Annotated in this window: 26 protein-coding genes; 12 read left to right on the forward strand and 14 right to left on the reverse strand. The window is 38.6% G+C overall.

Features of this window, described 5'->3' with window-relative positions:
• Positions 1 to 121: 121 nt before the first annotated feature.
• Positions 122 to 1,150, reverse strand: coding sequence for a lipase secretion chaperone (locus J500_RS06930; protein ID WP_004995222.1), 1,029 nt, complete (start codon positions 1,148 to 1,150; stop codon positions 122 to 124).
• A 152-nt stretch (positions 1,151 to 1,302) separates the two neighbouring features.
• Here J500_RS06930 and truB point away from each other — a divergent pair, with 152 nt between their 5' ends.
• From truB to J500_RS06945, 3 genes are all read left to right on the forward strand, one after another.
• On the forward strand, positions 1,303 to 2,208 hold the full coding sequence (gene truB / locus J500_RS06935; protein ID WP_004995219.1) for a tRNA pseudouridine(55) synthase TruB: 906 nt from the start codon (positions 1,303 to 1,305) through the stop codon (positions 2,206 to 2,208).
• Between the two features lie 12 nt (positions 2,209 to 2,220).
• Entirely contained in the window at positions 2,221 to 2,991 is a 771-nt protein-coding gene (locus J500_RS06940) for a sulfite exporter TauE/SafE family protein (RefSeq protein WP_004995217.1), read from the forward strand.
• Positions 2,992 to 3,133: 142 nt separating this feature from the next.
• Positions 3,134 to 3,583, forward strand: coding sequence for a hemerythrin domain-containing protein (locus J500_RS06945; RefSeq protein ID WP_034698877.1), 450 nt, complete (start codon positions 3,134 to 3,136; stop codon positions 3,581 to 3,583).
• Between the two features lie 46 nt (positions 3,584 to 3,629).
• Here J500_RS06945 and J500_RS06950 read toward each other — a convergent pair whose 3' ends face one another.
• The 3 genes from J500_RS06950 to serA form a co-directional block, all read right to left on the reverse strand.
• Positions 3,630 to 4,508: an EamA family transporter gene (locus J500_RS06950; RefSeq protein ID WP_034698880.1), complete on the reverse strand. Its 879-nt coding sequence runs from the start codon at positions 4,506 to 4,508 to the stop codon at positions 3,630 to 3,632.
• A gap of 84 nt (positions 4,509 to 4,592) precedes the next feature.
• Complete coding sequence (locus tag J500_RS06955) at positions 4,593 to 5,477, reverse strand: EamA family transporter (RefSeq protein ID WP_034698883.1); 885 nt, start codon at positions 5,475 to 5,477, stop codon at positions 4,593 to 4,595.
• 90 nt (positions 5,478 to 5,567) lie between these two features.
• The gene (gene serA / locus J500_RS06960; RefSeq protein WP_034698885.1) at positions 5,568 to 6,800 is read right to left on the reverse strand and encodes a phosphoglycerate dehydrogenase; all 1,233 of its coding nucleotides are present in this window, start codon (positions 6,798 to 6,800) and stop codon (positions 5,568 to 5,570) included.
• Between the two features lie 379 nt (positions 6,801 to 7,179).
• Here serA and J500_RS06965 point away from each other — a divergent pair, with 379 nt between their 5' ends.
• The 3 genes from J500_RS06965 (at position 7,180) to J500_RS06975 (ending at position 10,426) form a co-directional block, all read left to right on the forward strand.
• Complete coding sequence (locus J500_RS06965; RefSeq protein WP_034698888.1) at positions 7,180 to 8,589, forward strand: FAD-binding oxidoreductase; 1,410 nt, start codon at positions 7,180 to 7,182, stop codon at positions 8,587 to 8,589.
• A 98-nt stretch (positions 8,590 to 8,687) separates the two neighbouring features.
• Positions 8,688 to 9,056: a hypothetical protein gene (locus J500_RS06970; protein ID WP_034698891.1), complete on the forward strand. Its 369-nt coding sequence runs from the start codon at positions 8,688 to 8,690 to the stop codon at positions 9,054 to 9,056.
• A gap of 89 nt (positions 9,057 to 9,145) precedes the next feature.
• Entirely contained in the window at positions 9,146 to 10,426 is a 1,281-nt protein-coding gene (locus J500_RS06975; protein WP_004995202.1) for an AbiH family protein, read from the forward strand.
• A gap of 62 nt (positions 10,427 to 10,488) precedes the next feature.
• On the opposite strand, the gene J500_RS06980 is transcribed toward J500_RS06975, so the two are convergent.
• The gene (locus J500_RS06980) at positions 10,489 to 10,803 is read right to left on the reverse strand and encodes a putative quinol monooxygenase (protein ID WP_004995201.1); all 315 of its coding nucleotides are present in this window, start codon (positions 10,801 to 10,803) and stop codon (positions 10,489 to 10,491) included.
• A gap of 10 nt (positions 10,804 to 10,813) precedes the next feature.
• A complete protein-coding gene (locus tag J500_RS06985; protein ID WP_034698893.1) occupies positions 10,814 to 11,407 on the reverse strand; it encodes an NAD(P)H-dependent oxidoreductase in 594 nt (197 codons plus the stop codon).
• 511 nt (positions 11,408 to 11,918) lie between these two features.
• On the opposite strand from J500_RS06985, the gene J500_RS06990 reads away from it, so the two are divergent.
• Positions 11,919 to 13,148 (forward strand): MFS transporter, encoded by a 1,230-nt coding sequence (locus tag J500_RS06990; RefSeq protein ID WP_034698896.1) that lies wholly within the window; start codon positions 11,919 to 11,921, stop codon positions 13,146 to 13,148.
• Positions 13,149 to 13,208: 60 nt separating this feature from the next.
• Here the strand turns inward: J500_RS06990 and J500_RS06995 are convergent, their stop codons facing one another.
• From J500_RS06995 to J500_RS07005, 3 genes are all read right to left on the reverse strand, one after another.
• Positions 13,209 to 13,496, reverse strand: a complete 288-nt coding sequence (locus J500_RS06995) for a DUF3817 domain-containing protein (protein WP_034698899.1) — start codon at positions 13,494 to 13,496, stop codon at positions 13,209 to 13,211.
• Between the two features lie 71 nt (positions 13,497 to 13,567).
• Complete coding sequence (yccS, locus tag J500_RS07000) at positions 13,568 to 15,718, reverse strand: YccS family putative transporter (RefSeq protein ID WP_034698903.1); 2,151 nt, start codon at positions 15,716 to 15,718, stop codon at positions 13,568 to 13,570.
• A gap of 121 nt (positions 15,719 to 15,839) precedes the next feature.
• Positions 15,840 to 16,451 (reverse strand): NAD(P)-dependent oxidoreductase, encoded by a 612-nt coding sequence (locus tag J500_RS07005; RefSeq protein ID WP_034698906.1) that lies wholly within the window; start codon positions 16,449 to 16,451, stop codon positions 15,840 to 15,842.
• A gap of 215 nt (positions 16,452 to 16,666) precedes the next feature.
• Between J500_RS07005 and J500_RS17375 the strand changes: the two genes are divergently transcribed.
• Entirely contained in the window at positions 16,667 to 16,834 is a 168-nt protein-coding gene (locus J500_RS17375) for a hypothetical protein (RefSeq protein WP_155757820.1), read from the forward strand.
• A gap of 39 nt (positions 16,835 to 16,873) precedes the next feature.
• Here the strand turns inward: J500_RS17375 and J500_RS07010 are convergent, their stop codons facing one another.
• The 3 genes from J500_RS07010 to J500_RS07020 all read right to left on the reverse strand — a co-directional run bounded on the left by J500_RS07010 (position 16,874) and on the right by J500_RS07020 (position 19,737).
• On the reverse strand, positions 16,874 to 17,554 hold the full coding sequence (locus tag J500_RS07010; RefSeq protein WP_004995195.1) for a hypothetical protein: 681 nt from the start codon (positions 17,552 to 17,554) through the stop codon (positions 16,874 to 16,876).
• A 205-nt stretch (positions 17,555 to 17,759) separates the two neighbouring features.
• Complete coding sequence (locus tag J500_RS07015; RefSeq protein WP_004995194.1) at positions 17,760 to 18,869, reverse strand: AI-2E family transporter; 1,110 nt, start codon at positions 18,867 to 18,869, stop codon at positions 17,760 to 17,762.
• 223 nt (positions 18,870 to 19,092) lie between these two features.
• Positions 19,093 to 19,737, reverse strand: a complete 645-nt coding sequence (locus J500_RS07020) for a ParA family protein (protein ID WP_004995193.1) — start codon at positions 19,735 to 19,737, stop codon at positions 19,093 to 19,095.
• Between the two features lie 153 nt (positions 19,738 to 19,890).
• Here J500_RS07020 and J500_RS07025 point away from each other — a divergent pair, with 153 nt between their 5' ends.
• Complete coding sequence (locus J500_RS07025) at positions 19,891 to 20,358, forward strand: Holliday junction resolvase-like protein (RefSeq protein WP_004995192.1); 468 nt, start codon at positions 19,891 to 19,893, stop codon at positions 20,356 to 20,358.
• Positions 20,359 to 20,562: 204 nt separating this feature from the next.
• On the forward strand, positions 20,563 to 21,123 hold the full coding sequence (locus tag J500_RS07030) for a hypothetical protein (RefSeq protein WP_004995190.1): 561 nt from the start codon (positions 20,563 to 20,565) through the stop codon (positions 21,121 to 21,123).
• Between the two features lie 82 nt (positions 21,124 to 21,205).
• Here the strand turns inward: J500_RS07030 and J500_RS07035 are convergent, their stop codons facing one another.
• Both J500_RS07035 and J500_RS07040 read right to left on the reverse strand, forming a co-directional pair.
• A complete protein-coding gene (locus tag J500_RS07035; RefSeq protein WP_004995189.1) occupies positions 21,206 to 21,775 on the reverse strand; it encodes a hypothetical protein in 570 nt (189 codons plus the stop codon).
• 31 nt (positions 21,776 to 21,806) lie between these two features.
• Complete coding sequence (locus J500_RS07040; RefSeq protein ID WP_004995188.1) at positions 21,807 to 22,577, reverse strand: class I SAM-dependent methyltransferase; 771 nt, start codon at positions 22,575 to 22,577, stop codon at positions 21,807 to 21,809.
• 203 nt (positions 22,578 to 22,780) lie between these two features.
• Here J500_RS07040 and J500_RS07045 point away from each other — a divergent pair, with 203 nt between their 5' ends.
• Both J500_RS07045 and J500_RS07050 read left to right on the forward strand, forming a co-directional pair.
• Complete coding sequence (locus tag J500_RS07045; protein WP_004995187.1) at positions 22,781 to 23,629, forward strand: aldo/keto reductase; 849 nt, start codon at positions 22,781 to 22,783, stop codon at positions 23,627 to 23,629.
• Between the two features lie 127 nt (positions 23,630 to 23,756).
• The gene (locus J500_RS07050) at positions 23,757 to 24,659 is read left to right on the forward strand and encodes a siderophore-interacting protein (RefSeq protein ID WP_004995186.1); all 903 of its coding nucleotides are present in this window, start codon (positions 23,757 to 23,759) and stop codon (positions 24,657 to 24,659) included.
• Positions 24,660 to 24,696 lie beyond the last annotated feature (37 nt).

Genomic DNA, 24,696 nt, shown 5'->3' on the forward strand with positions numbered 1-24,696 from the left:
AAATTTCATTTTTCTAAGTTCAAAAATTAATCCATCTTCAAACTGCATATTATTTCCGTTAAAAAGCGTTGACAGAGGTATTAAAGTCAAAAATCTCCTTATCTTGAATCCTGAATTGCATTTATTCAGAGAAAGGCATGCTTTGTCCTTGACCTTTTGCAGATTCAAACGCATGTACTCTCATCTGATCCTGTGGTGTAGCAAAGGTATTATTTCTGAGGGTGTTGATTGCGCTTTGTTTGGCACTATCGCTCATATTGCTGTTTAAAATCGTCTGACGTGCATCAAGATATTGTGTGACATCATTTTTCCAGTTTGAGCGTTCGAGATCGAGTTGTTCCAGACGTGCTGTAGCATCAGGTCCAACTAAATTGGTTCGCATATCATGTAGTTGTTGTGCTGAACCGCCATTTTTTTTAATTGAGTCAGTTAATTGTCTTAAATCATCCAGTGTAGAGAGTTGCTCTAGATTGGCTTTCCAGTCCTGAGGTAACTGATCAAATAATGCTTTGAGTTGTTTTGCCTTTTCAATCTCATTGAGTTTGTGATTACTTAAAATAGCCATACGATCCAAGGTATATTGATTATAAATATCCTCTGTACCAAATAGGCCTTCAATTTCCGTCGCTGAAAAATATCGTTGTCTGAGCATTTGTCTGGAGCTAAACACTGCGCGATAATAAGCGATATCGGTCTTCGCAATAGATGGCTCTGTCAGGTTTCCGAGATCTTCACGATATTTCAGATAACGTTGCCATAAATCCTGTGCTTGATCGCGTGCAGGTTGAATTAGGTTCTGGGTTAAATAAATTTTCATGTCCTGATCGATCTGAGCCAGACTTTTCTCACCGTATTGCGTAAGAAAATACTCAAAGCAGTTGCGTGTCTGTTCATTCACTATCAAACGCTTGGCGCCATCTAACTGGAGCTGACAATTGACTTGTGTATCCTGCTGGCTCTGACTGCTAAAAGGCATCGCATTTGTAGACACGTGATTTTGTTGCTCAGGACTCATCTGAGAGATTTCTGAATTACTATTCGTCATTTGGGACGATGCACTGGCAATGTCTTTCGACATCCACCCATAGATTAAAATCAGCACTAATCCGATTAAACCAATCCCTAGATAAATTTTTTTCGATCCATTCATTTTATTTGTATTCCAATAAGATTTTTTTCTTTTCATCATCCGGTTGATCAAACAGTATAAAAATAGCACAGTAAACATAAAATACTGTAAAAATGGATAAGCGGATTTGATAACATGGCGACAGCATTTTGACTGCTTCGCACTGGACATACATGACGGCTAAATCTGAAAAAATCCCTCGTCGCCACTTGAGTGGTGTTTTTCTGCTGAATAAGCCTTTAGGGTTGAGTTCAAATGCAGCCTTGCAAAAAGTTCGTTGGCTATTTCGGGCGCAAAAGGCAGGACATACGGGTGCACTGGATCCTTTAGCCACAGGTTTGTTACCTATTTGTCTGGGGGAAGCAACTAAGTTTTCACATTATTTATTAGATTCGACCAAACGTTATCAAACTGTGGTCAAACTCGGACAAACCACTTCGACGGGTGATGTAGAAGGGGAGATTCTTAAGCGTAGAAATGTTCCCGCATTGACCCGTGAAAGTATTGAACAAGTACTGGATCAATTCCGTGGGGATATTCAGCAAATTCCGCCGATGTACTCCGCTTTAAAGCGCGATGGACGTCCTCTGTATGAATTGGCGCGACAGGGCATTGAAATTGAACGTATGGCCCGTCCTGTAACCATTTATGAGTTAAAACTGATTGATTTCGATGCAGAAAGTTTAACCTTGGATGTGACTTGTTCTAAAGGGACTTATATTCGAGTATTGGGGGAGGATATTGGTGAGGTGCTCGCTTGTGGTGGTCATCTCACCCATTTGCATCGAATCCAGACGGGACATTTTCAACTTATCCCTGAATATAGCATTGAATATTTAGAACAACTGAATGAAACACAGCGCGATATGCTATTATTGCCGGCCTACGCACCCGTCGAATATTTACCGAAAGTTCAAATTCCTGAAGGCCGTCACAAATATTTTTGTAATGGTCAGGAAAGTAATATCGAACACCCACCTGCGCCTGAAGTTCTAGTATTTGATCAAGATCATTGTTTGGGTCTGGCTGAAATTACCGATAAAAAAAGATTGGTGCCGAAGCGTCTTTTAAATTTATAGGCATAGTTCCCCATGGAAATCGAAGTCATACTCAGCTTAATCTTTTTTGCGTTTTGTGCAGGTGCAATTGATGCGGCAGTGGGTGGGGGTGGCTTGATTCAGATTCCTGCTCTGATGAGTACATTTCCGCAAATGTCACCTGCCACCGTGATTGGAACCAATAAGCTCTCTTCAGTTTTCGGCACAGCTTCTGCGGCTTATACCTTTGTGCGCAAGGTCAAATTACAGTGGAAATTACTGGCGGTGATTGCCGTATGTGCCTTGATCAGTTCTTTTCTGGGGGCAGCTTGTTTGTCCTTGATTCCTCAGTCGGTGTTACGTCCATTTGTCTTTGTGATGTTGATCGTGATTGCGGTTTACACCTTAGTCAAAAAGAATTTTGGACAAGTTCACATTGCATTAAGTATCACGCCTAGAGTACTCATGCTTGCTGCAATTGGGAGTTTGCTGATTGGATTTTATGACGGAATTTTTGGTCCAGGCACCGGCAGTTTTTTTATTTTTTTCTTTATCCGCTTTTTGAATGTTGATTTCTTACATGCTTCAGCATTATCAAAAATTGGCAACTTCATGACCAATATTGCGGCATTGAGTTTTCTTGCCCCAACGGGTCATGTTATTTTTCAAATTGGTCTTATGATGGCGGTTGCCAATGTGATTGGCTCTATAGTCGGTGTACGTGTTGCGCTGAAATATGGCAGTGGCTTTGTACGAATTATCTTTTTGATTTTGGTTTCGATCTTGATCTGTCGCATTGGTTATCAAATGTTTGTAACAGGATAGTCGATCAAACAACGTTCTGAAACAGATTTTGACATCAACGAACTTTTTTTCATGAATTGAAAAAGTAAACTAAAGGTAGCCAATCGGCTGCCTTTTTCTTATTTAGCCACATGATAATAGCCAGAATAGGGATGATAAATAGATGAATATTTTTGAAGCATTACGGGAAAGTCATGACAATCAACGTGCTCTTTCTGAACAATTAATACAGACGCATGGACATACTGAACAACGTGAACAATTGTTTCAGGCTCTAAAAAATGAACTGTGGGCGCATTCTGTTGCAGAAGATCGATATCTTTATATTCCGTTAATGTTTAACGATACGGGTTTGGATATTAGCCGTCATGCCTTATCAGAACATCATGAAATGGATGAGCTTGTTGAACAGCTTGAAGACACTGATATGAGCAGTCCAAGTTGGTTGGCGATTGCTAAACAGTTAAGTGACGTGGTACATCACCATCTAAAAGAAGAAGAACATAAATTCTTCCAGCAGGCTGGTAAAATTCTGGATGACAAACAAAAAGAAAAACTGGGCCAGCAATATTTAAAAGAATACGCCAAATATAAGAAGCATGAACTTGTCTGATATTAAATGCTCCATTCTTTAGCGTATTTTAAAGTCGAGTTACGAGTTACGTAGTAGAGTGATCAATGTCTTGGCGCGATGCGCGTAGCGTAACTCCAATTGAGGCAAGCATAATAAAACCGAGGGCAATCCATTGTAATAACGTAATGTTTTCATGCAATAAGATTAAACCTGCGAGTGCGGCCAAAGCAGGAGAAAGGCTTGATAATGTGCCGTAGCTGAGTTTAGTCAGTCTTTTTAGGGCAAATAAATCTAGTGCATACGGAATAGCGGTGGCTAAGATGGCAATCAACAATGCCTTTGGCCAAAACTCAGAATCGAGAAGATGTTCAGGTTGATGAACTAAACCAATGGGCAATAACACCATCGCTGAAAGGCTAATGGCAATGGTTAAGGCATGCATCCCGATATTTTGGCGTACCACTTTATGTCCAAAGTAGATATAAAATGCCCAGCATAAACCTGCCCCAAGTGCAAACGCTGTGCCACTCATGGAAAAATTAGCCTGAGCCGCTTGTTGCCACGGCACCATCAGGGCAATCCCTAAGATGGCACAGATAACCCATATATAATCGCGGCGTTGCTGAATCGAAATTAAGGCGAGTCCCAGTGGGCCAATAAACTCTAATCCAACCGCAATCCCTTGAGGCAGTTTGCCAAGAGACATATAAAACAACACATTCATGAGACCTAAAGCGCCACTATAACCGAGTAGGTCGCGCCATTTTAAAGTCGAAAGCTTGCTTAAGATTTTCCAAGATCGAAACATGAAAAAGACTAAAACTGAAGCAAAGCAGAGCCTTAAAATGGTCACACTTAAGGGATCTAATACTGCAATTAATTGCTTGGCAAAAGATGCACTAACTTGATAACACATCATCGACAACATCATGGCTAGGACAGCAATCAATGGAGTATTAGACATGGTGAGGGCTCAAAAGATATAAATAACTGAAACGATAAATCTTGTATGCAATAACATCTATTATAAGAAACTGAGATGAGTCTTTCATGGCGCTACATGGTCTGCACGTTTAGCGCGTTGCGTTGTCACTGTGCAACCCACCGAAGCTGTAATAATCGTTGCTAAAGCGAGCCATTGACTCCATATTAATTTTTCGCCCAAAAAGATGAAACCAGAAAATGCAGCAACCGCAGGTTCCATGCTCATCAGTGTACCAAAGCTTAGAGCAGTGAGTCGTCTTAATGCCAGCATTTCCAGTGAAAAAGGCAAGGCACTGGCTAAGATTGCAAGTGCAATAAAATAAAAAATATAGGGAAGTTCAAAGACGTGCGCCATAGAGCCTGTTAGAAATGCAATGGGGATTAATAATAATGCACCAATTGTCATGCCTAGAAATACCGTGTGATTGCCTGAAATGCCTGAAGGCTTCTGACCTGCAATAATATACAATGCCCAACAAGCACCTGCCGCTAAGGCATAAGCTATTCCAATCAGATCCAGATGATGGCTGGCCTGATGAAATGGAAACAGTAAGAGTAAGCCTATAATGGCACAACACACCCAGATCAAATCGTATTTTTGTCTAGCATAGTAAAGAGCAATACTTAGTGGCCCAACAAACTCAAATGCCACTGCAATGCCCAAAGGCAAGCGTTGTAGTGATAAATAAAATAAGGCATTCATTCCCGCCAGCGCCAGACCATAACTGATAATCGCTTTCCAGCGAACCTGTTGCCACTGGATTTTCCATGCCTGAAAAATCACCGCTAAAATCAGCGCGCCAAAACATAGTCGCATCGCAGAAACCGTCAGAACGGGGTAACTTTGAAATAAGACTTTGGCGAGAGAACCGCTACTTTGCACACAGATCATCGCCACAAGCAGAAAAATTAAAGCTTGTAATTGCGACTTCGGACTAGATAAGGACATTTTGAACAAACGGTATATTTTTAAGCATGATAATTCATGTTGAGACAAAAAAGCCACAGACATTGCTGTGGCTTTTGAGCAAAAATTTTATTAGAACAAGATACGAACGCGAATCGTACCTTCGACTTCGCTCAACATATCCAGAGCTTCCTGAGAGGCAGATGCATCAACATCCATGACCAGATAGCCAATATCACCTTTGGTCATTAAACTTTGACCAGAAATGTTAATACCTTGATCTGCAAATAGATTATTGATTTTAGACAATACGCCTGGAATATTCTTGTGAATATGCAACAGACGATGTTTACCTTCAGTCAATGGCAATGCGATTTCTGGGAAATTCACAGCAGAAAGCGTCATACCCTTATCAGAATACGCGACAAACTTTTCAGCCACTTCAAGACCAATATTGGCCTGCGCTTCCATGGTTGAACCGCCCACATGTGGGGTGAGGATCACGTTTGGAATGTTACGTAGTGGAGAAATAAATTCTTCACCATTGGCTTTAGGCTCTTTCGGGAATACATCGACCGCTGCACCTGCAAGATGACCAGATTTTAAAGCATCTGCCAAGTCTTCAATCACCACACAAGTACCACGTGCCGCATTCAAGAAGATTGAACCTTCTTTCATTTTAGCAAACTGTTCTTTTTTGAAGAAGTTGCGTGTAGACGGTACATCTGGAACGTGTAAAGTCACCACATCAGCCGTTGCAAGTAATTCATCCAGTGAACCTACTTGACGTGCATTACCTAATGGGAGTTTGGTCACGGCATCAAAATAGATCACTTTCATACCAAGACTTTCTGCCAATACAGAAAGCTGAGAACCAATCGAACCGTAACCCACAATACCTAAAGTCTTACCACGTGTTTCAAAAGAACCAACCGCAGATTTATTCCATCCACCTGCATGGGTATCTGTTGATTTCTCTGGCACACGACGCAACAATAAAATTGTTTCAGCAAGAACCAGTTCAGCAACGGAGCGCGTATTTGAATACGGTGCGTTGAAAACTGGGATACCACGTGACATCGCGGTTTTTAAATCAACCTGATTGGTTCCGATACAAAAGCAGCCAACCGCGATCAATTTATTCGCAGCTTCAAATACTTCTTCAGTGAGTTGAGTACGCGAACGAATCCCAATAAAGTGCGCATCTTTGACGGCTTCTTTCAGAGCGTCGCCTTCCAGCGCAGTTTTATGATAATCGATGTTGGTATAACCCGCTGCATTGAGAGTATCGATGGCGTTTTGGTGAACACCTTCTAACAACAAGAAACGAATTTTATCTTTAGGTAGTGATAGATGTTGGCTCATTACGGCTCCGCTACAAAGGCCAAATTTAGTCGCGAAATTATATCACAAGTCCTGCCAGTTGTTTATGCGTTATCACGCAACGATATGGAATCATGAGCTGAATAAATTTCAATTTATTGACAATCTGATTCAAGTTGTGGTTGGCAGATTAAAAAATGGAATACTTCTAAATAAGCTATTCAACACATTTTGTAGTGACTGTATGTTTAAGCGATGCTTTATCCAGCGCCTGCTTACATGTAAAATAAGATGAATATTTGGTAAAACACCAAAAGCTTTTAGAAATTTGTGAGTCATGCTGAAACTTGTGTATGTGATTGCAGTACAATTTTCAAATTTCTTAACCCCACCTGTTTATTTCTTGCTAGGCCTGTAAACGATGAATGCTCCAGTCGCTTTAACACCTGAGTTACTTACCCAATTAACTGCGATCGTCGGTGAAAACCGAATTAAAACCGATGCGGATAGTCTTGAAAATTGGGGACGCGATCATACCAAGCATTTTGATCCAAACCCATCAGTCATCGTTTTTCCATCAAGTACTGAGCAGGTTCAAGCGATCGTCAAACTTGCCAATCAATTTCATGTGGCGATTACACCATCAGGTGGTCGCACAGGTTTATCGGCAGGGGCAGTTGCGACCAACGGGGAAATTGTCATTAGTATGGATAAGATGAACCAGATTCTGGAATTTTTCCCAGCAGATCGTATGGTACGTGTGCAAGCAGGGGTGGTGACTGAGCAATTACAGAATTACGCTGAAGAACAAGACATGTATTATCCAGTTGATTTTGCATCGGCAGGTTCGAGCCAGATTGGTGGCAATATTGGTACCAATGCGGGCGGTATTAAAGTCATTAAATACGGCATGACCCGTAACTGGGTACTGGGTCTGACCGTGGTGACAGGTAAAGGTGACATTTTACGTTTAAATAAAGGCATGATTAAAAATGCCACAGGTTATGCCTTGCAACATTTATTTATTGGTGGGGAAGGCACATTAGGTTTAGTCACTGAAGCTGAAATTAAACTGGAACGTCAACCACAAAATCTACAAGTGTTGGTGCTAGGTGTACCTGATTTTGATGCGGTGATGCCTGTATTACATGCATTTCAGAAAGAAATCGACCTGACGGCTTTTGAGTTCTTTGGTGAACTGGCGATGCAAAAAGTGTTGGATCGTGGTCATGTCCAACGTCCTTTTGAAACGCAATGTCCATTTTACGTGTTACTTGAATTTGAAGCACAGTATGAGCCGATTATGGATAAAGCCATGCAGATCTTTGAACATTGCATGGAACAGGGTTGGGTACTTGATGGTGTGATGAGTCAAAGTCTGGATCAGGTTGAAAGCTTGTGGCGTTTGCGTGAAGATATTTCTGAGTCTATTGCACCATTTATTCCTTATAAAAACGATATTTCAGTTTTGATCACGCATGTACCTGCATTTATTAAAGAAATTGATGCTATTGTGCAGGACAATTATCCAGACTTTGAAATTTGTTGGTTTGGTCATATTGGTGACGGGAATTTACATTTAAATATTTTAAAACCTGAGAATTTAAGCAAGGATGAGTTCTTTGCTAAATGTCAGGTGGTGAATAAATATGTATTCGATACCGTGAAAAAATATGATGGTTCAATTTCGGCTGAACATGGCGTAGGGATGACCAAAAAACCGTATTTGGAATATTCGCGTTCACCTGAAGAAATTGGTTATATGAAAGCCTTGAAATTGGCATTTGATCCGAACGGTATTATGAATCCGGGTAAATTGTTTGATTTATAAAATGACAAACTGTAGAAGCTACATAGTTTCTACAGTGTAATTGAGATTGGCGTAGCATCATAAAGCTACGCCTTTTGTTTTTTAGATGTGTGAAAAAGATGTTACGTTTAATTGCGATTTCAGGATTATGTTTGGGACTGATGACAGGCTGTGCCACGACCACCAAGCTGATGTCATTGGGTGGTGGCGAAAGCCCAATGCAACAGGTTTTAAAAGCGCAGCCTGAAATTAGTAAAGAGCATCAAAATACCTCGATTCAGCAAGTGTTTAATCGAGTTGAATCTCCTACTGTTTCCAGAATTACGGTCATTCAAACGGGTTTAATGGATGATTCGGTGTCTGCGATTAAGACTGAATATTTATTTAAGTTGGATGATAAAAAATGGCAGTTGCAAAATAAACAGCAAAGTTATCAATGTGCCAGAGGCAAGAATACTCGCAGTTTTCAGAGTCAGTTGTGTTCTTAGTGTTTTAGGCTTTATTGCTTGAATAAATAAGAAATTTTAGGTAAAAGCATATCGTAAGATATGCTTTTTTTTATGAGATTTTTATAATAATGAATATTTTGATTGTTGGAAATGGATTCGATTTATCCCATTACTTACCGACGAAGTATGATCATTTTATGGTTGCAATGGGAGCTATAGAAAGTTGGGATGAAAATAAAGGCGAAATGGGCTTTGATGATCTATTTGGCTCTCTATATGAAAAAGAAAATTATTTCTTTAAATATACAAAAGCAATGTATCAAACAGATGAAATAAAAATATCTATAGATAAAGTTCAAGACTTAAAAGAAGAGCTAAAAGGCAATGTATGGTATCAATATTTTAAACATCACATAACTAATATTGAAACTTGGATTGATTTTGAAGTTGAAATTGAAAGTGTATTGGATTGCGTATCTAATTTTTGCCAGGAAGCTGATAAGATATATAAGTTAAATGAAAGACTTGATTCCCAAGTATATCATTTGATGCAGGAAAGTGTAGCGAAGACTAATGTTAGGTGTGGTCGCAATACTTTACAAATCCTAAAATGTTTAATGATTATAATTGATAAAAAGGATGATTTTTTAGATCAAAACGTAAATGTTATAAGTGATCAATTTTTTCGCAATGGTAATGTTACATTGAGTCTTGATAATTGTTATATTTTTATGATTTTAGAGAGGTTTTTAAGAAAGTTTATCGATATTTTTAATTTCTATTTATCTGGAGTTATTTATAATTTAAATCTAAAAGAAAAATTAACTAATGAAATCTTAGAAATCGACGATGATTTGAGACTATACTCTTTCAATTATACAGAAACATTTCAAAAAATTTATGATAATAAAAATATTGCTCAATACTTACATGGTAAATCAGGTGAAGTACATAATATCGTATTAGGTATATCTGAGTTGAAGAGTGAGCATCTTTTAACTTCAAAAGCATATGGTTTTACAAAGTATCATCAAAAATTATTTAAGAATACAGATTATTTATTTTTGAATGATGATGAGTCCCTGAAGAATAAAATTTATCCACGAGGTATGGGCCGACATGATCTTGTAAAAATATTTATTTGGGGGCATTCATTGTCGAATTCAGATGATAATTATGTGAAAGAAATATTCTCATATAATGAAGATAACTATTGTCTAGTGAGAGTAATAATTTTTTATTTTAAAGAAGATAATTTTATTCTATTGAATAATCTGCTTGATATTCTTGGGAAAGATAAAGTTGAAAAATGGATGAAAAAAGGTTGGTTGAAGTTTAAACCAAATCCAAATATTGTAGAAATAAATAATATACAGCCTATTGATTTACCTAAGTTTTGTGAGAAATAACTTTTTAAAATCTTTTAAATTAAACTATCAGTAAACTTACTTTTACCGATAGTTTATAAAGTTTATACTCCACTCTCTAAAACCTGAATTTTCACATCTACCACATGATTTTTGATCACTTCAAAATGCTGCTGCATATGTGCAGTTTGCATATGCGTTTCAAGATGTGTAGTGCTTTGCCATTTTTCCAGCATCATAATTAAATTTGGATCTTGAGTTTGCATTTCAAGCGCAGGTACGTGATCAATCAAAGTCTCGTAACCATAACAACCATCTTCTGCCAACACCGTAGGAGTGATTTTTTGGAAAGCATCTAATACCGCTTGGCGATGTTCCGTAGCTGCATGGGTACGAATTTCGGCAATAATCGTCAACATTGTATTTTCCTTATTCATGTTCCACTGTAAAAACTTGATCTAAATGGGCTTTGTAAGCGTCGAGATAGCTCGGCACGTCTGGCATTTTAATCACATCATTGACGATAAAAGTGGGGAGTGAGTCCATTCCCAAAAATTGGTTTGCCTTATGAAAAGGTAAATACACGCCATCTACACCGACGCCGTGAAAAAATTGATCAGGATCGGTAAATGCTTCGATTGGTGCATTCCACGTTAAAGACAACATATATTTTTTGCCCTGAATTAAACCGCCTGAACCATATTTTTTAGTGACATCGGAACGGCTGCGTCCATCGCTGGCATACAGTACACCATGACCAATGGTAAATACCTCATCGATATATTTTTTCATCGTCCACGGCGCGCCCATCCACCAACCTGGCATTTGATAGATCACCACATCTGCCCACACATATTTATCTATCTCAGCTTGAATATCATAGTCACAGTCCGTCCGCGTTACTTTGATGTCATGACCTAACTGGGTTAAATGACGTTGCGCAAAATCGGTTAAGGTATCATTCAATTGTCCATTGGAATGTGCAAATGCTTTAGCACCGTTGATGATTAAGATATGACTCACGGGAGAACCTGATTTTTAAAATTCATGATAGTCAATATAGAGTGTTTATTGGTTCTAAAAAATGCATGAATCTGCAAAATATTATTGCTTAAAAATCAATAATTATTTATAGGAATTTGCGTGCTGTTTATTTCTTAACTCAAACTGTGGATAATTTCGCATTTACTCACAGTCACAACATGCATAATTTGTGGTTAAATCTTGAAAATAATTTGAAAGAAATAATAATCTTCTGCTTTATTTAACATTTTAATATCGACGCTGAAAATAAAAAGTGCTATGTTTGCGCCAGATTTTTCATAAATCTTGGTCATATCATTTGACCTCAATCTCACATGGTTATTTTCTCCTCAAAATTCAGACACTTTGTGAATACAGTGTTTTATTGCTGAATAGTCAGCATATCAAAAATTCAATTCTCTAAAACTCAATGTTTGTCATTGGGCTGGCGCATATTGATTAGAAAATAATGTTCAGCTTGCAAACAGACATCTTGAAGAAGTAGATCACAATGCAAAATATGCAAACGACAACATTAAATCGTCAGACCTTAATGTTTCCGCTGGCTTTGGTTCTGTTTGAACTTGCGGTTTATATTGGCAATGATTTAATTCAGCCAGCGATGCTGGCCATTACACAGGATTTTGGTGTCAGTTCGACATGGGCGCCTTCTTCGATGTCTTTTTATTTATTGGGCGGTGCAAGTGTGGCTTGGTTACTTGGCCCACTTTCAGATCGTCTAGGCCGAAAAAAGGTTTTATTAACGGGTGTGTTATTTTTTGGCATTTGCTGTTTATTGATTTTATTGACTCAGGATATGGCGCAATTTCTGATCTTGCGCTTTTTACAAGGTATTGGTTTGACTGTGATAGCTGCGGTCGGTTATGCCGCGATTCAGGAAACTTTTGCCGAACGTGATGCCATTAAAGTCATGGCGTTAATGGCCAATATTTCCTTACTTGCACCATTACTTGGGCCTGTTTTAGGTGCTTTTCTGATTGATTATGTGTCATGGCACTGGGGTTTTGTTGCGATTGCACTATTGGCATTGATCAGTTGGTTTGGACTTAAAGCAAAAATGCCAAGTCAGCAGCAAAGTGTGACGCGGCAGCCATTCATTTATTTGTTTGATGATTTCAAAAAAATCTATAGTGATAAAAAGTTTCTGGGTCTGACCTTGGCATTGCCATTGGTGAGTTTGCCGTTAATGCTATGGATTGCATTGTCACCTGTCATGCTCGTTGAAGAGCTGAACTTTAGTAGTGTGCAATATGGTTTGGCACAATTCCCTGTATTTATCGGGCTGATTTTGGGCAATATTGTGCTGATTAAAATTATGGATCGTTATCCTTTGGGAACCACCATTCTCACAGGCTTACCTATAATGCTATTAGGCACTGTTATCTTAGTGATCGGGGCAATCTGGCAACACTATCTGGTGCCATGTTTATTAATCGGCATGACCTTGATTAGTTTTGGTGAAGGCATTAGTTTTTCGGTGATGTATCGCTTTGCTTTGATGTCATCTGAAATTAGTAAAGGTACAGTTGCAGCAGCAGTGTCGATGTTACTGATGTTAAGCTTCTTTGGAATTATTGAACTGGTGCGCGAACTCTATGTCCATTTTCATATCATGGCATTTAGTCTCGCCTCTTTTGTTTTGATTGCGATGTGGTTTTTAAAACCCAAGCAAGTTTTGCTGAAATTGATGCAGCAACGTAGGCAGGAAGGGCAGTTTTAAGCAAAGAGCGAATCTACGGGTTCGCTCTTTTTATCGCGAAATTATTTTTTTCTAAGCAACTTAGGTTTGGTTTGATTGTTTTAATTTATGATCAAATACAAAAGGGCCAAACGGTAAAATCGACGCGATCAAACCTAAAATAAACATATGAATCGACCATTTCATCCGTTGGCATACCACCAATAAAACGACGATAAATAAAATAAACAGTAAACCATGCCCCATACCCACATATTTGACCCACAGTGGATTATCCCAAATATATTTCATTGGCATGGCAATAAATAGGAGCAATAAAAAAGACCAACCTTCTAAAAATCCAACAATGCGTAAAGTTTTGACGTTCATCATTCGCTCAAAAAATATAAACAAAGACCGAGTGTAGCCTAGATCGGTTGAAAGCTGAACAACAACTGAGGCTATTTAATTTCCATTGATAATAGTTTGTTTTGCAGCATCAGTAATTCAGGCAAAGTTTCGAGTAATAAACTCATTTGTTTTAAAATTAACATGAAGTAATCCGATGTCGAGTTTTGTTCAGAAAGTTGTCGAATTTCCAATAACTTTTGCTCAATATCTTGCGCAGGAAGTGGTTTTTGTTCGAGTAACGTCTGTTGTAGTGTATCGGTACACCATTTTAATAAGTCCATGACTTGCTGATCATTAATCTTTTGACGATGGCTTCCGAGCGCAGAAATATAACTAAGTTGACTGTGGCTATACACCAAATAGCGAAAAGCAGAATGAATTAACGCCTGATTCGGTTGCGGTTCCGCGCTTAAACTGGAAATCATACTGGAAAGTTCAGTTTGTGCATTATGTGCCAAACGCCTTGCGGTACGATATTCAACACTATTGGTACAGCCAAACTGATATTGGTTCAGCACAGCATTTAGGTAATTGATACTTGCTTGACTGGTTTTTTTAATGTTGTTGGAAATATTACGAAAGTTCCAGTCTGGCCAGATAAAGCTCACGGCAAACCATGCAATGCCACAGCCAATGAGCGTATCCAAAATACGTGGCGCAATAATGCTATAACCAAAGCCTTTAAGGTTAAAAATCAGCAACACCATTAAGGTTGCCATTGAAGTCGCAAGCGCATATTTCTTTTGACGGAGATAGAAAAAATATACGCCACAAATCACGGTGATGATCAATTGACCTTCGACACTTGGCACAAAATAAAGAATCGGTAGACCTAAAATTACACCCAGTAAAGTACCTAATGTTCGTAGTTTTAAACGACTTTTGGTCGCAAAATAAGTCACCTGACACACAAATAAACTGGTCAGAACAATCCAGTAACCATTTTGGGCAAATGGTAAAAGTGAAACCAGCGAGCCTGCTGCAAAGACAAACGCGATGCGTGTTGCATGGCGAAATAGCGCAGATTTTGGAGTAAGATGCTGCTTGAATTTAAGCCATAAGTCTTTGATGCCGTGAATATCATCATCCAATAAGTTTAGATTATCGACATGCTGTTCAAAACGATACGCATAGGTAAATTGCACATCCTGTAAATGACTGAGTTGGTCGTGTAAATCTTTTAAGTTTTTTACGATCAATTTCAGATTTTTGACTTCAGTATTATATGGATGATCCTGAATCCAGTCCTGTAGTGAAAGTTCCAGATTTTCTAAAGCATGTGTGGGATCATGAATTGGCGTAAATGCTTCATTTCGCAAAATACATTCAGATAATTGCTGGCAGGAAAGCGCCAAAAGCCGAATATTCTTTTGAAAGCGAAAGATCAGATCACTGCGGCTAAAATTGTGTGGGATCTGTTCATAATGTAAATAATTGGCACTCACTTTCTCGTGAATATCTTGCGCGACAAAATATAAATGCAGCCAGTAGATGCTGTTTTTATTAACCCGAGAGGCTTTTAGTCGAGTCAGTAAAGAGGCTTTTGTGGTATTGAGATATTGAACCACTTGCGCATTTTCGTTTGAGAGTTCAAATAATAATGGCTCAACATTGTCTTTGTTATCAGGGTCAAAGAGTCGGGCTTTGGTCATCAACACATCAGATAAATGGCTAAAGACTTGCGAAAGATTATCCTGAACAGGCAGCGTTGGTTTAATCAGAAAAAAAACAATTGAGGTAATGCCGTACCAAATCACGCCGTACACAAAATAGACGGGTTGTTGATACCAATGCTGATATTCACCTAAACCAAATAAGCTGTAGATTGAAATTAAAATGGTACCAAACGAAATGGTAGCGTAGCGCTGACCAAGTGAACCTAATAAAATCAAAAAACCACTCGAAAGTGATAAGTATAAAATCAGTAGAAATTTATAAGGTGCTAAAAACTCTAAAATACTGCTGACCGCAAAAAACAATACAGCCACATAAAACAAATTTCGAAGTCGAATGCTTAAGCGATCATCAAAGTCGGTCAATGCTGTCGCAATCGCACCGAGTGTAACTGGAACGATCAACTCATCATGTCCAAGCCAACGCAAGCCAAGCGTTGTTCCTGTCAGAACAATAAAAATTTGAAAGCAATAAACCAGTGTCGCATTAAAATTATAATGTTTAAAGAAACGGGTGAGGCCATTCATGAATTGGGAGGATTTCATTAATATTTTTATTGAGGTTGGGCTTTTTTTAAAAGCCTGTCAATCCTGATTCAACAAAAAGGAAGCGAATGATTCGCTTCCTTTGCAAAAACGATTTACGATCTTAATAACCCACGGTAAAACGTTGCTGGATATGATTGTTTTGTTCAAGCTCATCAGCTAGCGCCACCGCAAAATCTTCAGCCGAGATTTTACTGCCTTCTTCACCGATCAAAAGCTCATCTTTACCCAAGCGAAATTCACCTGTACGTTTACCTGGGCCAAATTCGGCAGAAGGCGAAATAAACGTCCAGTCGAGATCATCGATTTCTTTGAGTTTATCGAGAAATGTTGCGGCTGCTTCTGCTTCAGGTTTATAAGCATCAGGAAAATCAGGCGTATCCAAAACACGAATATTTTGATGAGGCACATGTAAACTTCCTGCACCACCAACGATCAAATAACGTTTTACTTTGGAATCCCGTACCGCTTCAATCAATGCATGAGCATCTAAGCCCTGAAAACGAACGGCACTAATCACCGCATCTTGTCCTTTTAATGCATCTACTAAAGCCTCATGATCATTTAAATCGGCATCAACTGCCATCACACGTTCCGTATCCGCCACTTTATGTGTGTCTCGCGCAATGGCTTTGACATAGTGACCACGTGAAACTAGTTCTTCCAAAATACGTGACCCTGCCATACCTGTTGCACCAATTAAAGCAATTTTCATTGTTAGCCTCTTTATTTTTTGTCAAAAATTTAACTTAAGTTTGAATTACAGTGACTTCTATCATGCCCATGTGGCATGTAAGTTGCGTTCGTTTTATGTCCATACCCTGTAACAGGTTTTATATAAGTGTTGAGGTATGAATAAGAAATTTAAGCTGGATGGTAGCTTTGATACGGACAGATAGGTGAGGTTAAATAGAAAGCTATTTGGAAGAAATGTTAGAGAAGGATCGATGGAATCGTTTAATGTACCTAACTCAAAGTGATGGCGTATTGCTTAAAATGGTAGGCTGGGAACGTGAAGAATTAATAGAAAACCGTTCCAGTATGCTGAATTCTGGAATGACTTCGCTTAAGGTATTTATTTTTATTGATAAATTTTAATAATTTTACTTTCGTGGGGGCTTTGTGCGACAAAGCTCTTTATATCGTTACATCAAATTCTTTTGCCCATTCGTTAATTTGAAGAGGTTTCCATTTTTTATCTGTATAAGTTTTATAAATTAATTGATATTGATCATGGGTCAGTAAAGCTAGACGTCCATCATTTCCTCCATTGATTAAATAGCATCTTTCATCAATATTTTGTTTTTCTAATTCATTATTTAAAATTTGAGCAATTTTATAGGGCGCTTCGCCCCAACCATATCCTTTGAAATTATAAAAAATAATATATTCTACTTCATTAATAGTAATACGATGATTCAACCATTCATTTTTTTCATCCCATACTTCAAAATTGTTTTTGACATTACAATAAAAATTCATTTTAGAAAATGCAGGCATCAATTCTTTTAATAATTCAGTAATTCCACCTTGTTCAAAAATATTTTCACCATCACATAAATAGTAACGATAGTCCTTAGAAAAACCTTTTTTTTCATCCCATTGTGTGCATAACTCTCCTTGCGGATCAAAGTTCTCTATAAAGTATTTTTTTACATTCAAATAATCTAACTGACTTGTATACTTAAAATAATTTAATGCTTCTAAGTCATTAACAAATTTTTCGGCATATGTTTTTTTTAGGAAACTCTTCCTCTTTTTATTTAAATATAGAAAAATACCTAAAATTAAAAATAATGTGATTAATGTTATATACATATAGTTCTCAACATTAAATAGTCTGCTAGATTAGCAGAGTATTCAAACTAGTTTAGCGTCTTCAATAAAATAGAAGATATTTTTACCCTTATAGACTGAATTCCAGAGCAATTCAATTTTACCTATAAAACATTATACAAAGAAAAAGCCGATTGATATCAATCAGCTTTACCCCTTAGTTTCAAAACTTAAAAATATTCAACCACTAAACTTTAGGATCGTCCAGATCATCATAAATCATGGTGGTTTTTGGCATCGGTTCAGGTTCAATATTTTCATGTAACCATTCACGCCAGATCGCAAGCAAAATCGCCAAAATCACAGGGCCGATAAATAATCCGACCAAACCAAAACTCGCCAAACCACCTAAGACACCAAACATAATGAGTAAGAATGGAATCTTGGTTGCACCTGAAATCACCAAAGGGCGAATCACATTATCCGAGGTACTGACGATACAAACACCCCATAGCATCACACCAATCGCACCCATCATATGATCTTGAGAAAACAACCAAAGTGCGACAGAGGTATATGCCACAGGCGTTCCAAAAGGAATCAAAGCTAATAAAAAGGTAACAATGGTCAAAACCATTGGATTGGGGACACCTGCTATAAAATAACTGAGTCCTGCTAAAATTGCCTGAGCCACTGCGGTTAAACCAACACCGTAAACAACTGCACGAGTGGTTTCAGAAATGGTGTCCAGATAATGATGAACCCGTGGCCCGATGACCATTTCCATGGCTTTACTGACCTGACTTAAAATGATCGGCCCATCACGGTAAAAGAAATAGAGTGATAAAAGTGCAAAACCCAATTTAACCAGATTTCGGCTAATTTCACTTAATACAAAACGCCCATAGCCCATATGCCCCTGAATCCACGCGGCCACATTTTGGGTAATACTATTAGGATCATTATTGATGTCATTGAGGATCCGTGAAACTTCCTTTCCAATAATCGGCAGTTCACGAATAAAATCTGGAACATCTAAATGACCTGAAAAAATTTGTTTTTGCAGTTCAAAAAAAAGATTACGACCTTCATGTTGCAGCATAAATACGCCAAAGGTCAGCGGTACACCAATCACCAGAATAATCAGTAAAATCATGAGCGAGGCATTTAGATTTGGGCGATGCACTCCACACAAACGCTGTACCCACAGATAAATTGGCCAAGTCATATACGCAATAATCGCCGCCCAAACTACAGGAACAATAAAATATTTTAGGATATTAAATCCTAAAAAAAGCAGGATAATCAGTAATCCGAACAGTAAAGCTCGTTGTAGGGTTGGCGCGTATTGTTGCACTGAACTCTCTATCTGTTAAATATTGGGCAATTCATCATCTTAACTGAAAACAAATAATCAGAAAATAAATCTTGAGTTGCATTGCGTTGTTAAAATGAACGCAAATAAACTTCTTTCATCATTGTTGAAACCTTCTTTATTTTATTTCTCCCATAGGGAGAAATAAAAAGGATTTATGAAAGAAGTCTAATATTGCTCTAATAATTTAAAAATTTAAACGCAATTAAAACCATTCAGCAGGATCTTCAATTAAAGTATCGAGCAGCGGTTGCCATTGCGTCTGTAATAATAAAAAATTCTTTTGAGATCGATCAAAAATACTCAAGCCCTGCATGGCCAGTTGACCATAAGCACTTCGTTCAGAAATCACAGCTACAGGTTGTTGTTCGATTTTTTCAAAAAACTGCTGAATATCTTTACTACTTGAAGTATTGGCTTTCATACGATTGGCTACTAAATGAATTCCAACCTTGCCTTTGCGAATTCGTTTAATATCCTGTAAATGTTTTAAAAAACGCTTGGTACTGTCAATATCAAAAAAAGAAGGTTGAAGCGGCGTGACAATCGCATGAGCTTCACTAATCAGTTGTTCAGCCTGTTCACCTGATAAGGCACCTGGCGCATCAATAATCAGATAATCGATATTTTTAGGCGCATCTCCAATGGATTTTTCATGACGCCAGTCCAGACTCTGAATCGTTGCTGCGGTTTTTGGCCGCTGTTTGAGCCATTGCAGCGCTGATTTTTGATTATCTGCATCGGCTAGCGCAACTTTATATCCTTTTTGCGCCAGTGCCGAAGCCAGTGTAATTGCTGTAATGGTTTTACCGCATCCGCCTTTTTGATTTGCTATAAGTATCGTTTTCATGCCCGAGATATATTCTTGATTTACTGGATTAGATTAGCATCTTTTTAGCATTGAAAGGTTACACATGACAAAAGTCTTCAGCTTATTTAAAGTGTTTAAACGTTAAAATATTTAGACCTTAAAGTATGAACCAAATTTAGAGTAGGTAAATTCATGTCCATCTGGATGGCAATGTTAATAGGAGCATGTATTGGTGTCATCATCACCACCTTGATTCTTTCAAATACACGAAACGGACGTATTCGGGCAGAATATGAACAATATATTAGCGAACTCGAACTTGAACATCAGCAGGCTTTGGCGCAGGCACAAAAGCGCAGTGTAAATACCAGTCGTGCGGTCTTAAAAGGCAAAATGGCGGAACAGCTTGCCCCGATTATGCCAGAATTTCGTTATCTGCCGAGTGATGCCAAATTTTTAGGTGATCCTGTGGATTATGTGGTATTTGATGGTTATACCGACTTTCGTGATGGTGAAGGTCGAGCTGAAGATATCGAAGTGATTCTGATGGATATTAAAAGTGGAGGCGCACGACTCACTAAAGGTCAGCAAGCGATTGCGCAAGCGGTGCAAGAAGGTCGAGTCCGTTTCGAAACACTTAGAATTGATTTTGACGATTAGGTGAATCAATGATTTCTCTGCGATCTAATGCTATTTATTCTGGTCTATTTGCATCTGAAGATGAGAGTTCAAGCGTGTCTTTGCGCCACAAAAAGAGACTAAATCTGTCTTTATTGTTACCCAATTTTGCAATTTTTTATTAAATTTAAGCCTATGATAAAAAGATCAAAATGAATATTGTGATGTTTTAGTGGAGGAGTTGATATGCTCAAGCAGATAGGTATCGGATTGATTGTGGCATTGAGTATTGGGCAGGTGAGTGCCTCGACTTCCAGTGACTACAACATTGCGCGAGGTTTGGCTCCTGCGGTTAAAGGACAATCGGTGTCGGTGTTAAAACCTTTTAATGGTGATTTTCGTATTTTGGGTTCTAAACAATATCGTAATGATGAACAGGCAAAATTCTCTCCGATCGATTTTGCTGTCAGTTATGGCTTATTTGCACATCCTGAAATTGCCTCACAAATTAAAATTAATCAGTACGATCGTTACTTGAACTGGAGTATGCAAACACTCCCTGTGCCGCCAGATCAGGCAATGAAACTGGTGTCGAATATGCATATTATTCCTGCTAACCCAGATATTGCTAAACAGATTACCCAAGTCAAACGTGGTGATTTGGTTCGTCTAAAAGGTGAATTGGTCGAAGTAAAAGACAATAATTTAGTCTGGACTTCATCGCTTGCTCCCGGCGGTGTGGGTGATGGAGCCTGTGAAGTATTTCGAGTGCATTCGATTCAATGGATTGAGCGTCAAAAAATTTAATTTCCTGCTCAAACCTTAAAAAGTGATCCGCAGCGACACAGTTCTTTTGAATAATGTCGCTGCTTTTATTTCTATATGGTTTCTATGCTGGCTTTTGTTGGTCTTTCCAATGTTTTAATTGTTCCTGAGCATGTAAATAATCACTCAGGTCTTGTACATTGATTGCCGCTTTTTTCTGATTCTGAGCATTTGCAGAGCTGGTTTGCTCATTGATTAACTTGCCCTGATTTTCCCAGTATTGATATAACAATCCCTGAATATACCGTCCTTGTGCTGTTTTTAAATCTAAATCTTTTAGCATGATCAGTGCCGACTGAATATGATCAAGTTTACGGTTACGTTCAAATTCAGGGGTTAAGCTTCCATCCTGTTGCATTTTTGCCAGTTCATTGTCCATATCATCTGTCATTGCAGTAAATTTTTCATCAAACTCATCTAATAGCGCAATGTCATGATTATCTTGTTCTGTCGCAGGAAACTCTTTGATCGGTGGCGTTTTTAACTGATCTACATTTGCCTGATGCTCATTGGTCTGTTGTTCAGTTGATGGTGCTGTTTTGCTTTGATCATTTTTATTACATGCACTGAGTAACAGTGTACTACCTAAAACCAAAGCAAATATTTGCAAGGGCTTATTGTTTTGGATGCTCATGATGTTTTTCCTTATTGAGTTTGAATCAGCATTAGATTTTTTTAAAGTGGTAAGCGTAGGTGATATAAGGGAATTCAATTTCATCCTGTGGGTGTTTACCCGTGAACTCATAGACGACTTGTTCAAATTGTTGTTTCAGTTCGAGCTGTTGTTTTTCAGTCATCGCAGCAATAAAACTGGTGGACAGCAAGCGTTGACTTACCACTTGCTCCACAGTTCCTTTTTGAACTTGAGAATAAACTTTGACACTTTCGAGTCGAAATAAAAATTGATGCTCAAATACTTTTTTCCAGTCGCCACTGTGATAACGAGGGGTATCCTGTTCTAACGGTTGCAACATATCCGCCAGTGCCTTGACCCAGTTGACTTCAATATCACGCTGATTCCAGATCAACCCCAAATGCCCATCAATTTTGAGGAGTTGATAGATTTCATTGAGGGTTTCGATATTGGCAAACCAATGAAATGACTGCGCACATAGCACCGCATCGACGCTTTGAGGGGGCAATGGAATTTCAGTGCTATGGGCGTCGAGTATTTTAACGTCAGGGTGTGCAAGGCTTAACTGTTCACGCATAGCCTGAACGGGTTCAACCGCAATAATATCTGAGGTCACTTGCTCAAGATAAGGGATGAATTTACCTGTGCCAGCACCTAAATCCACAACACACGAGCTTTGATCTAATTGCAACTCCTGTTTTAGCCAGTTCACAATTTCATTTGGATAATCAGGTCGAACCTGTTGGTAGAGTTCGGCAGCCTGACTAAATCCTTGTTGTGCAGCATGATGAATCAGTTTCATAAGCGTTGACCCAAAATCGTCTTTTTTAATGCAAATAATCTCTTGCTATTATGAACCCCGCATCTATACGACGCGTTTAGAAAATAGCATTTTTCATACAATTCGATGAGTTTTATAACATTTTTATATGTGGATACAGCAGAGCTATACGATTTTACATGTTAAAACTTGAGATACAATGCATACCTAAAAAGAGTGAAAAAATGACTCAGCAGATTAAAATTCCTTCTTTAAAACTTCATGACGGACATCAGATTCCTGCACTTGGCTTTGGTACTTATACATTAAAAGGCAAAGCAGGGGTTGACGTCATGTTACGGGCCTTGAACAATGGTTATCGTCTGTTGGATTCGGCGTTTAACTACGAAAATGAAGGTGCTGTGGGTGAAGCATTGCGGCAATCTGGATTAGAGCGCAAAGAAGTTTTTATAAGCTCTAAGTTACCAGGTCGTCGTCATCCATATAAACAGGCAATGGAAACCATTGAAGAATCTTTATATCGTATGCAACTGGATTATCTGGATCTCTATCTGATTCATTGGCCCAATCCAAAACAGGGATTATACGTTGAGGCATGGCAAGCGCTGATTGAGGCACAAAAGCAGGGCTTGATCAAATCCATTGGCGTCAGTAATTTTTTGCCTGAGCATATTGATACATTACAACGTGAAACAGGTATATTGCCTGTGATCAATCAGCTCGAGCTACATCCTTATTTTAATCAGGCAGAGCAGCGTCAATATGATCAATCCAAGCAGATTTTGACGATGGCATGGAGTCCTTTGGGGCGGGGCAGTGAGGTCATTAAAAATGAGGTCTTGCAGCAGATTGCTCAAGAGCTGAATTATTCGGTGCAGCAAGTGATTTTAAGATGGCAGCATCAACTGGGTGTAATCCCGATTCCGAAGGCCAGTAGCGATAAAAACCAATTGGCCAATCAGGAAATTTTTAACTTTAGTCTGAGTGATGAGCAGATGCAGCGAATCAACCAATTGACCCGCGCAGATGGTCGTTTAGCCAATCAGAACCCTGCTGTGTATGAAGAATTTTAAAGGTTGGTGATCGGATTCAGATCATATCTTCTTGATGGAAATGTGAATACAAGCATGATGATGAAATTGATAATCATTATCTTTTGGTGCTATATTGAAATGACTTTTCCTATATGAGGATGTGATCATGAGTCAGGCACAGCCTTATTTGATTGTGAATATGCAATTAGCTCAAATTCAAACATTATCCCCAACCATGACTCGATTTACCTTTCAAGGAGATCAACTGGATCAGGTGCTCAGTTATGCGCCTGATCAGCGGGTAAAGTTATTTTTTCCCATAATAGGCAATCCTGAACAAACACAATGGATTGAAAACCATGCTGAATGGTATCAGCATTATCGGCAATTACCTGAACAGCTTCGTCCACCGATGCGTACCTATACCATTCGGCATTTAAGACCGCAACAAAAACAAGTGGATATCGATTTTGCCATGCATGGTGCGATAGGGCCTGCATCTACGTGGGCAGAACAGGCAAAGATTGGTGATTATTTACAAATGGCTGCACCCAATGCGCATTGGCAGGGTGATCAAGCAGGATTTGAATGGCAACCGCCACAACACGCGCGTCAAATGTTACTGATGGCGGATGAAACTGCACTTCCTGCGGTGTCTGGAATTATCGATCAACTTATTCAGCAAAATACACAGGCACAGGTCAATGTGTATATTGAAATGCCGTCTGAATTAGATCGGATCGCATTCACGCCACATCCGAATATAAAAGTGCAATGGTTTCATCGTGTTCAGGGACAGCAACCTGGACATCATTTGATTGAAACGGTTCAGCAATTATTTAAACCAACACAGCAGCAACAAGTTGAATTAGAAGATATTAATGTCGATGAGAAAATATTGTGGCTGACTAAAAATGAACAGCAAGCACAGCAAACTTTTTATGCATGGGTTGCCGCTGAGTCGGCGGCTGTTTTGGCGATACGCCGTTTTTTAATTCAGGATTGCGGCATTGATAAAAACTGCCTGAATTTTATGGGCTATTGGCGAAAAGGAAAAGTATTTGATTGAATTCGGTTGAGGCTTAATATTTCAACAGTATTGATGA

The organism is Acinetobacter sp. 479375, from assembly GCF_000581715.1.
Classification (GTDB): Bacteria; Pseudomonadota; Gammaproteobacteria; order Pseudomonadales; family Moraxellaceae; genus Acinetobacter; species Acinetobacter ursingii.

What these genes read in the sequence shown, in the direction of transcription:
- J500_RS17375 (WP_155757820.1), top strand. Translation starts at nt 16,667, where the DNA reads ATGTTAGAGAAGGATCGATGGAATCGTTTAATGTACCTAACTCAAAGT.
- J500_RS06970 (WP_034698891.1), top strand. Translation starts at nt 8,688, where the DNA reads ATGTTACGTTTAATTGCGATTTCAGGATTATGTTTGGGACTGATGACA.
- J500_RS06980 (WP_004995201.1), bottom strand. Translation starts at nt 10,803, where the DNA reads ATGTTGACGATTATTGCCGAAATTCGTACCCATGCAGCTACGGAACAT.
- J500_RS07020 (WP_004995193.1), bottom strand. Translation starts at nt 19,737, where the DNA reads ATGAAAACGATACTTATAGCAAATCAAAAAGGCGGATGCGGTAAAACC.
- J500_RS06975 (WP_004995202.1), top strand. Translation starts at nt 9,146, where the DNA reads ATGAATATTTTGATTGTTGGAAATGGATTCGATTTATCCCATTACTTA.
- J500_RS06930 (WP_004995222.1), bottom strand. Translation starts at nt 1,150, where the DNA reads ATGAATGGATCGAAAAAAATTTATCTAGGGATTGGTTTAATCGGATTA.
- J500_RS07025 (WP_004995192.1), top strand. Translation starts at nt 19,891, where the DNA reads ATGTCCATCTGGATGGCAATGTTAATAGGAGCATGTATTGGTGTCATC.
- yccS (WP_034698903.1), bottom strand. Translation starts at nt 15,718, where the DNA reads ATGAATGGCCTCACCCGTTTCTTTAAACATTATAATTTTAATGCGACA.
- J500_RS06940 (WP_004995217.1), top strand. Translation starts at nt 2,221, where the DNA reads ATGGAAATCGAAGTCATACTCAGCTTAATCTTTTTTGCGTTTTGTGCA.
- truB (WP_004995219.1), top strand. Translation starts at nt 1,303, where the DNA reads ATGACGGCTAAATCTGAAAAAATCCCTCGTCGCCACTTGAGTGGTGTT.
- J500_RS07030 (WP_004995190.1), top strand. Translation starts at nt 20,563, where the DNA reads ATGCTCAAGCAGATAGGTATCGGATTGATTGTGGCATTGAGTATTGGG.
- J500_RS06950 (WP_034698880.1), bottom strand. Translation starts at nt 4,508, where the DNA reads ATGTCTAATACTCCATTGATTGCTGTCCTAGCCATGATGTTGTCGATG.
- J500_RS07005 (WP_034698906.1), bottom strand. Translation starts at nt 16,451, where the DNA reads ATGAAAATTGCTTTAATTGGTGCAACAGGTATGGCAGGGTCACGTATT.
- J500_RS07010 (WP_004995195.1), bottom strand. Translation starts at nt 17,554, where the DNA reads ATGTATATAACATTAATCACATTATTTTTAATTTTAGGTATTTTTCTA.
- J500_RS07035 (WP_004995189.1), bottom strand. Translation starts at nt 21,775, where the DNA reads ATGAGCATCCAAAACAATAAGCCCTTGCAAATATTTGCTTTGGTTTTA.
- J500_RS06945 (WP_034698877.1), top strand. Translation starts at nt 3,134, where the DNA reads ATGAATATTTTTGAAGCATTACGGGAAAGTCATGACAATCAACGTGCT.
- J500_RS06955 (WP_034698883.1), bottom strand. Translation starts at nt 5,477, where the DNA reads ATGTCCTTATCTAGTCCGAAGTCGCAATTACAAGCTTTAATTTTTCTG.
- serA (WP_034698885.1), bottom strand. Translation starts at nt 6,800, where the DNA reads ATGAGCCAACATCTATCACTACCTAAAGATAAAATTCGTTTCTTGTTG.
- J500_RS07050 (WP_004995186.1), top strand. Translation starts at nt 23,757, where the DNA reads ATGAGTCAGGCACAGCCTTATTTGATTGTGAATATGCAATTAGCTCAA.
- J500_RS06995 (WP_034698899.1), bottom strand. Translation starts at nt 13,496, where the DNA reads ATGAACGTCAAAACTTTACGCATTGTTGGATTTTTAGAAGGTTGGTCT.
- J500_RS06965 (WP_034698888.1), top strand. Translation starts at nt 7,180, where the DNA reads ATGAATGCTCCAGTCGCTTTAACACCTGAGTTACTTACCCAATTAACT.
- J500_RS07040 (WP_004995188.1), bottom strand. Translation starts at nt 22,577, where the DNA reads ATGAAACTGATTCATCATGCTGCACAACAAGGATTTAGTCAGGCTGCC.
- J500_RS06990 (WP_034698896.1), top strand. Translation starts at nt 11,919, where the DNA reads ATGCAAAATATGCAAACGACAACATTAAATCGTCAGACCTTAATGTTT.
- J500_RS07045 (WP_004995187.1), top strand. Translation starts at nt 22,781, where the DNA reads ATGACTCAGCAGATTAAAATTCCTTCTTTAAAACTTCATGACGGACAT.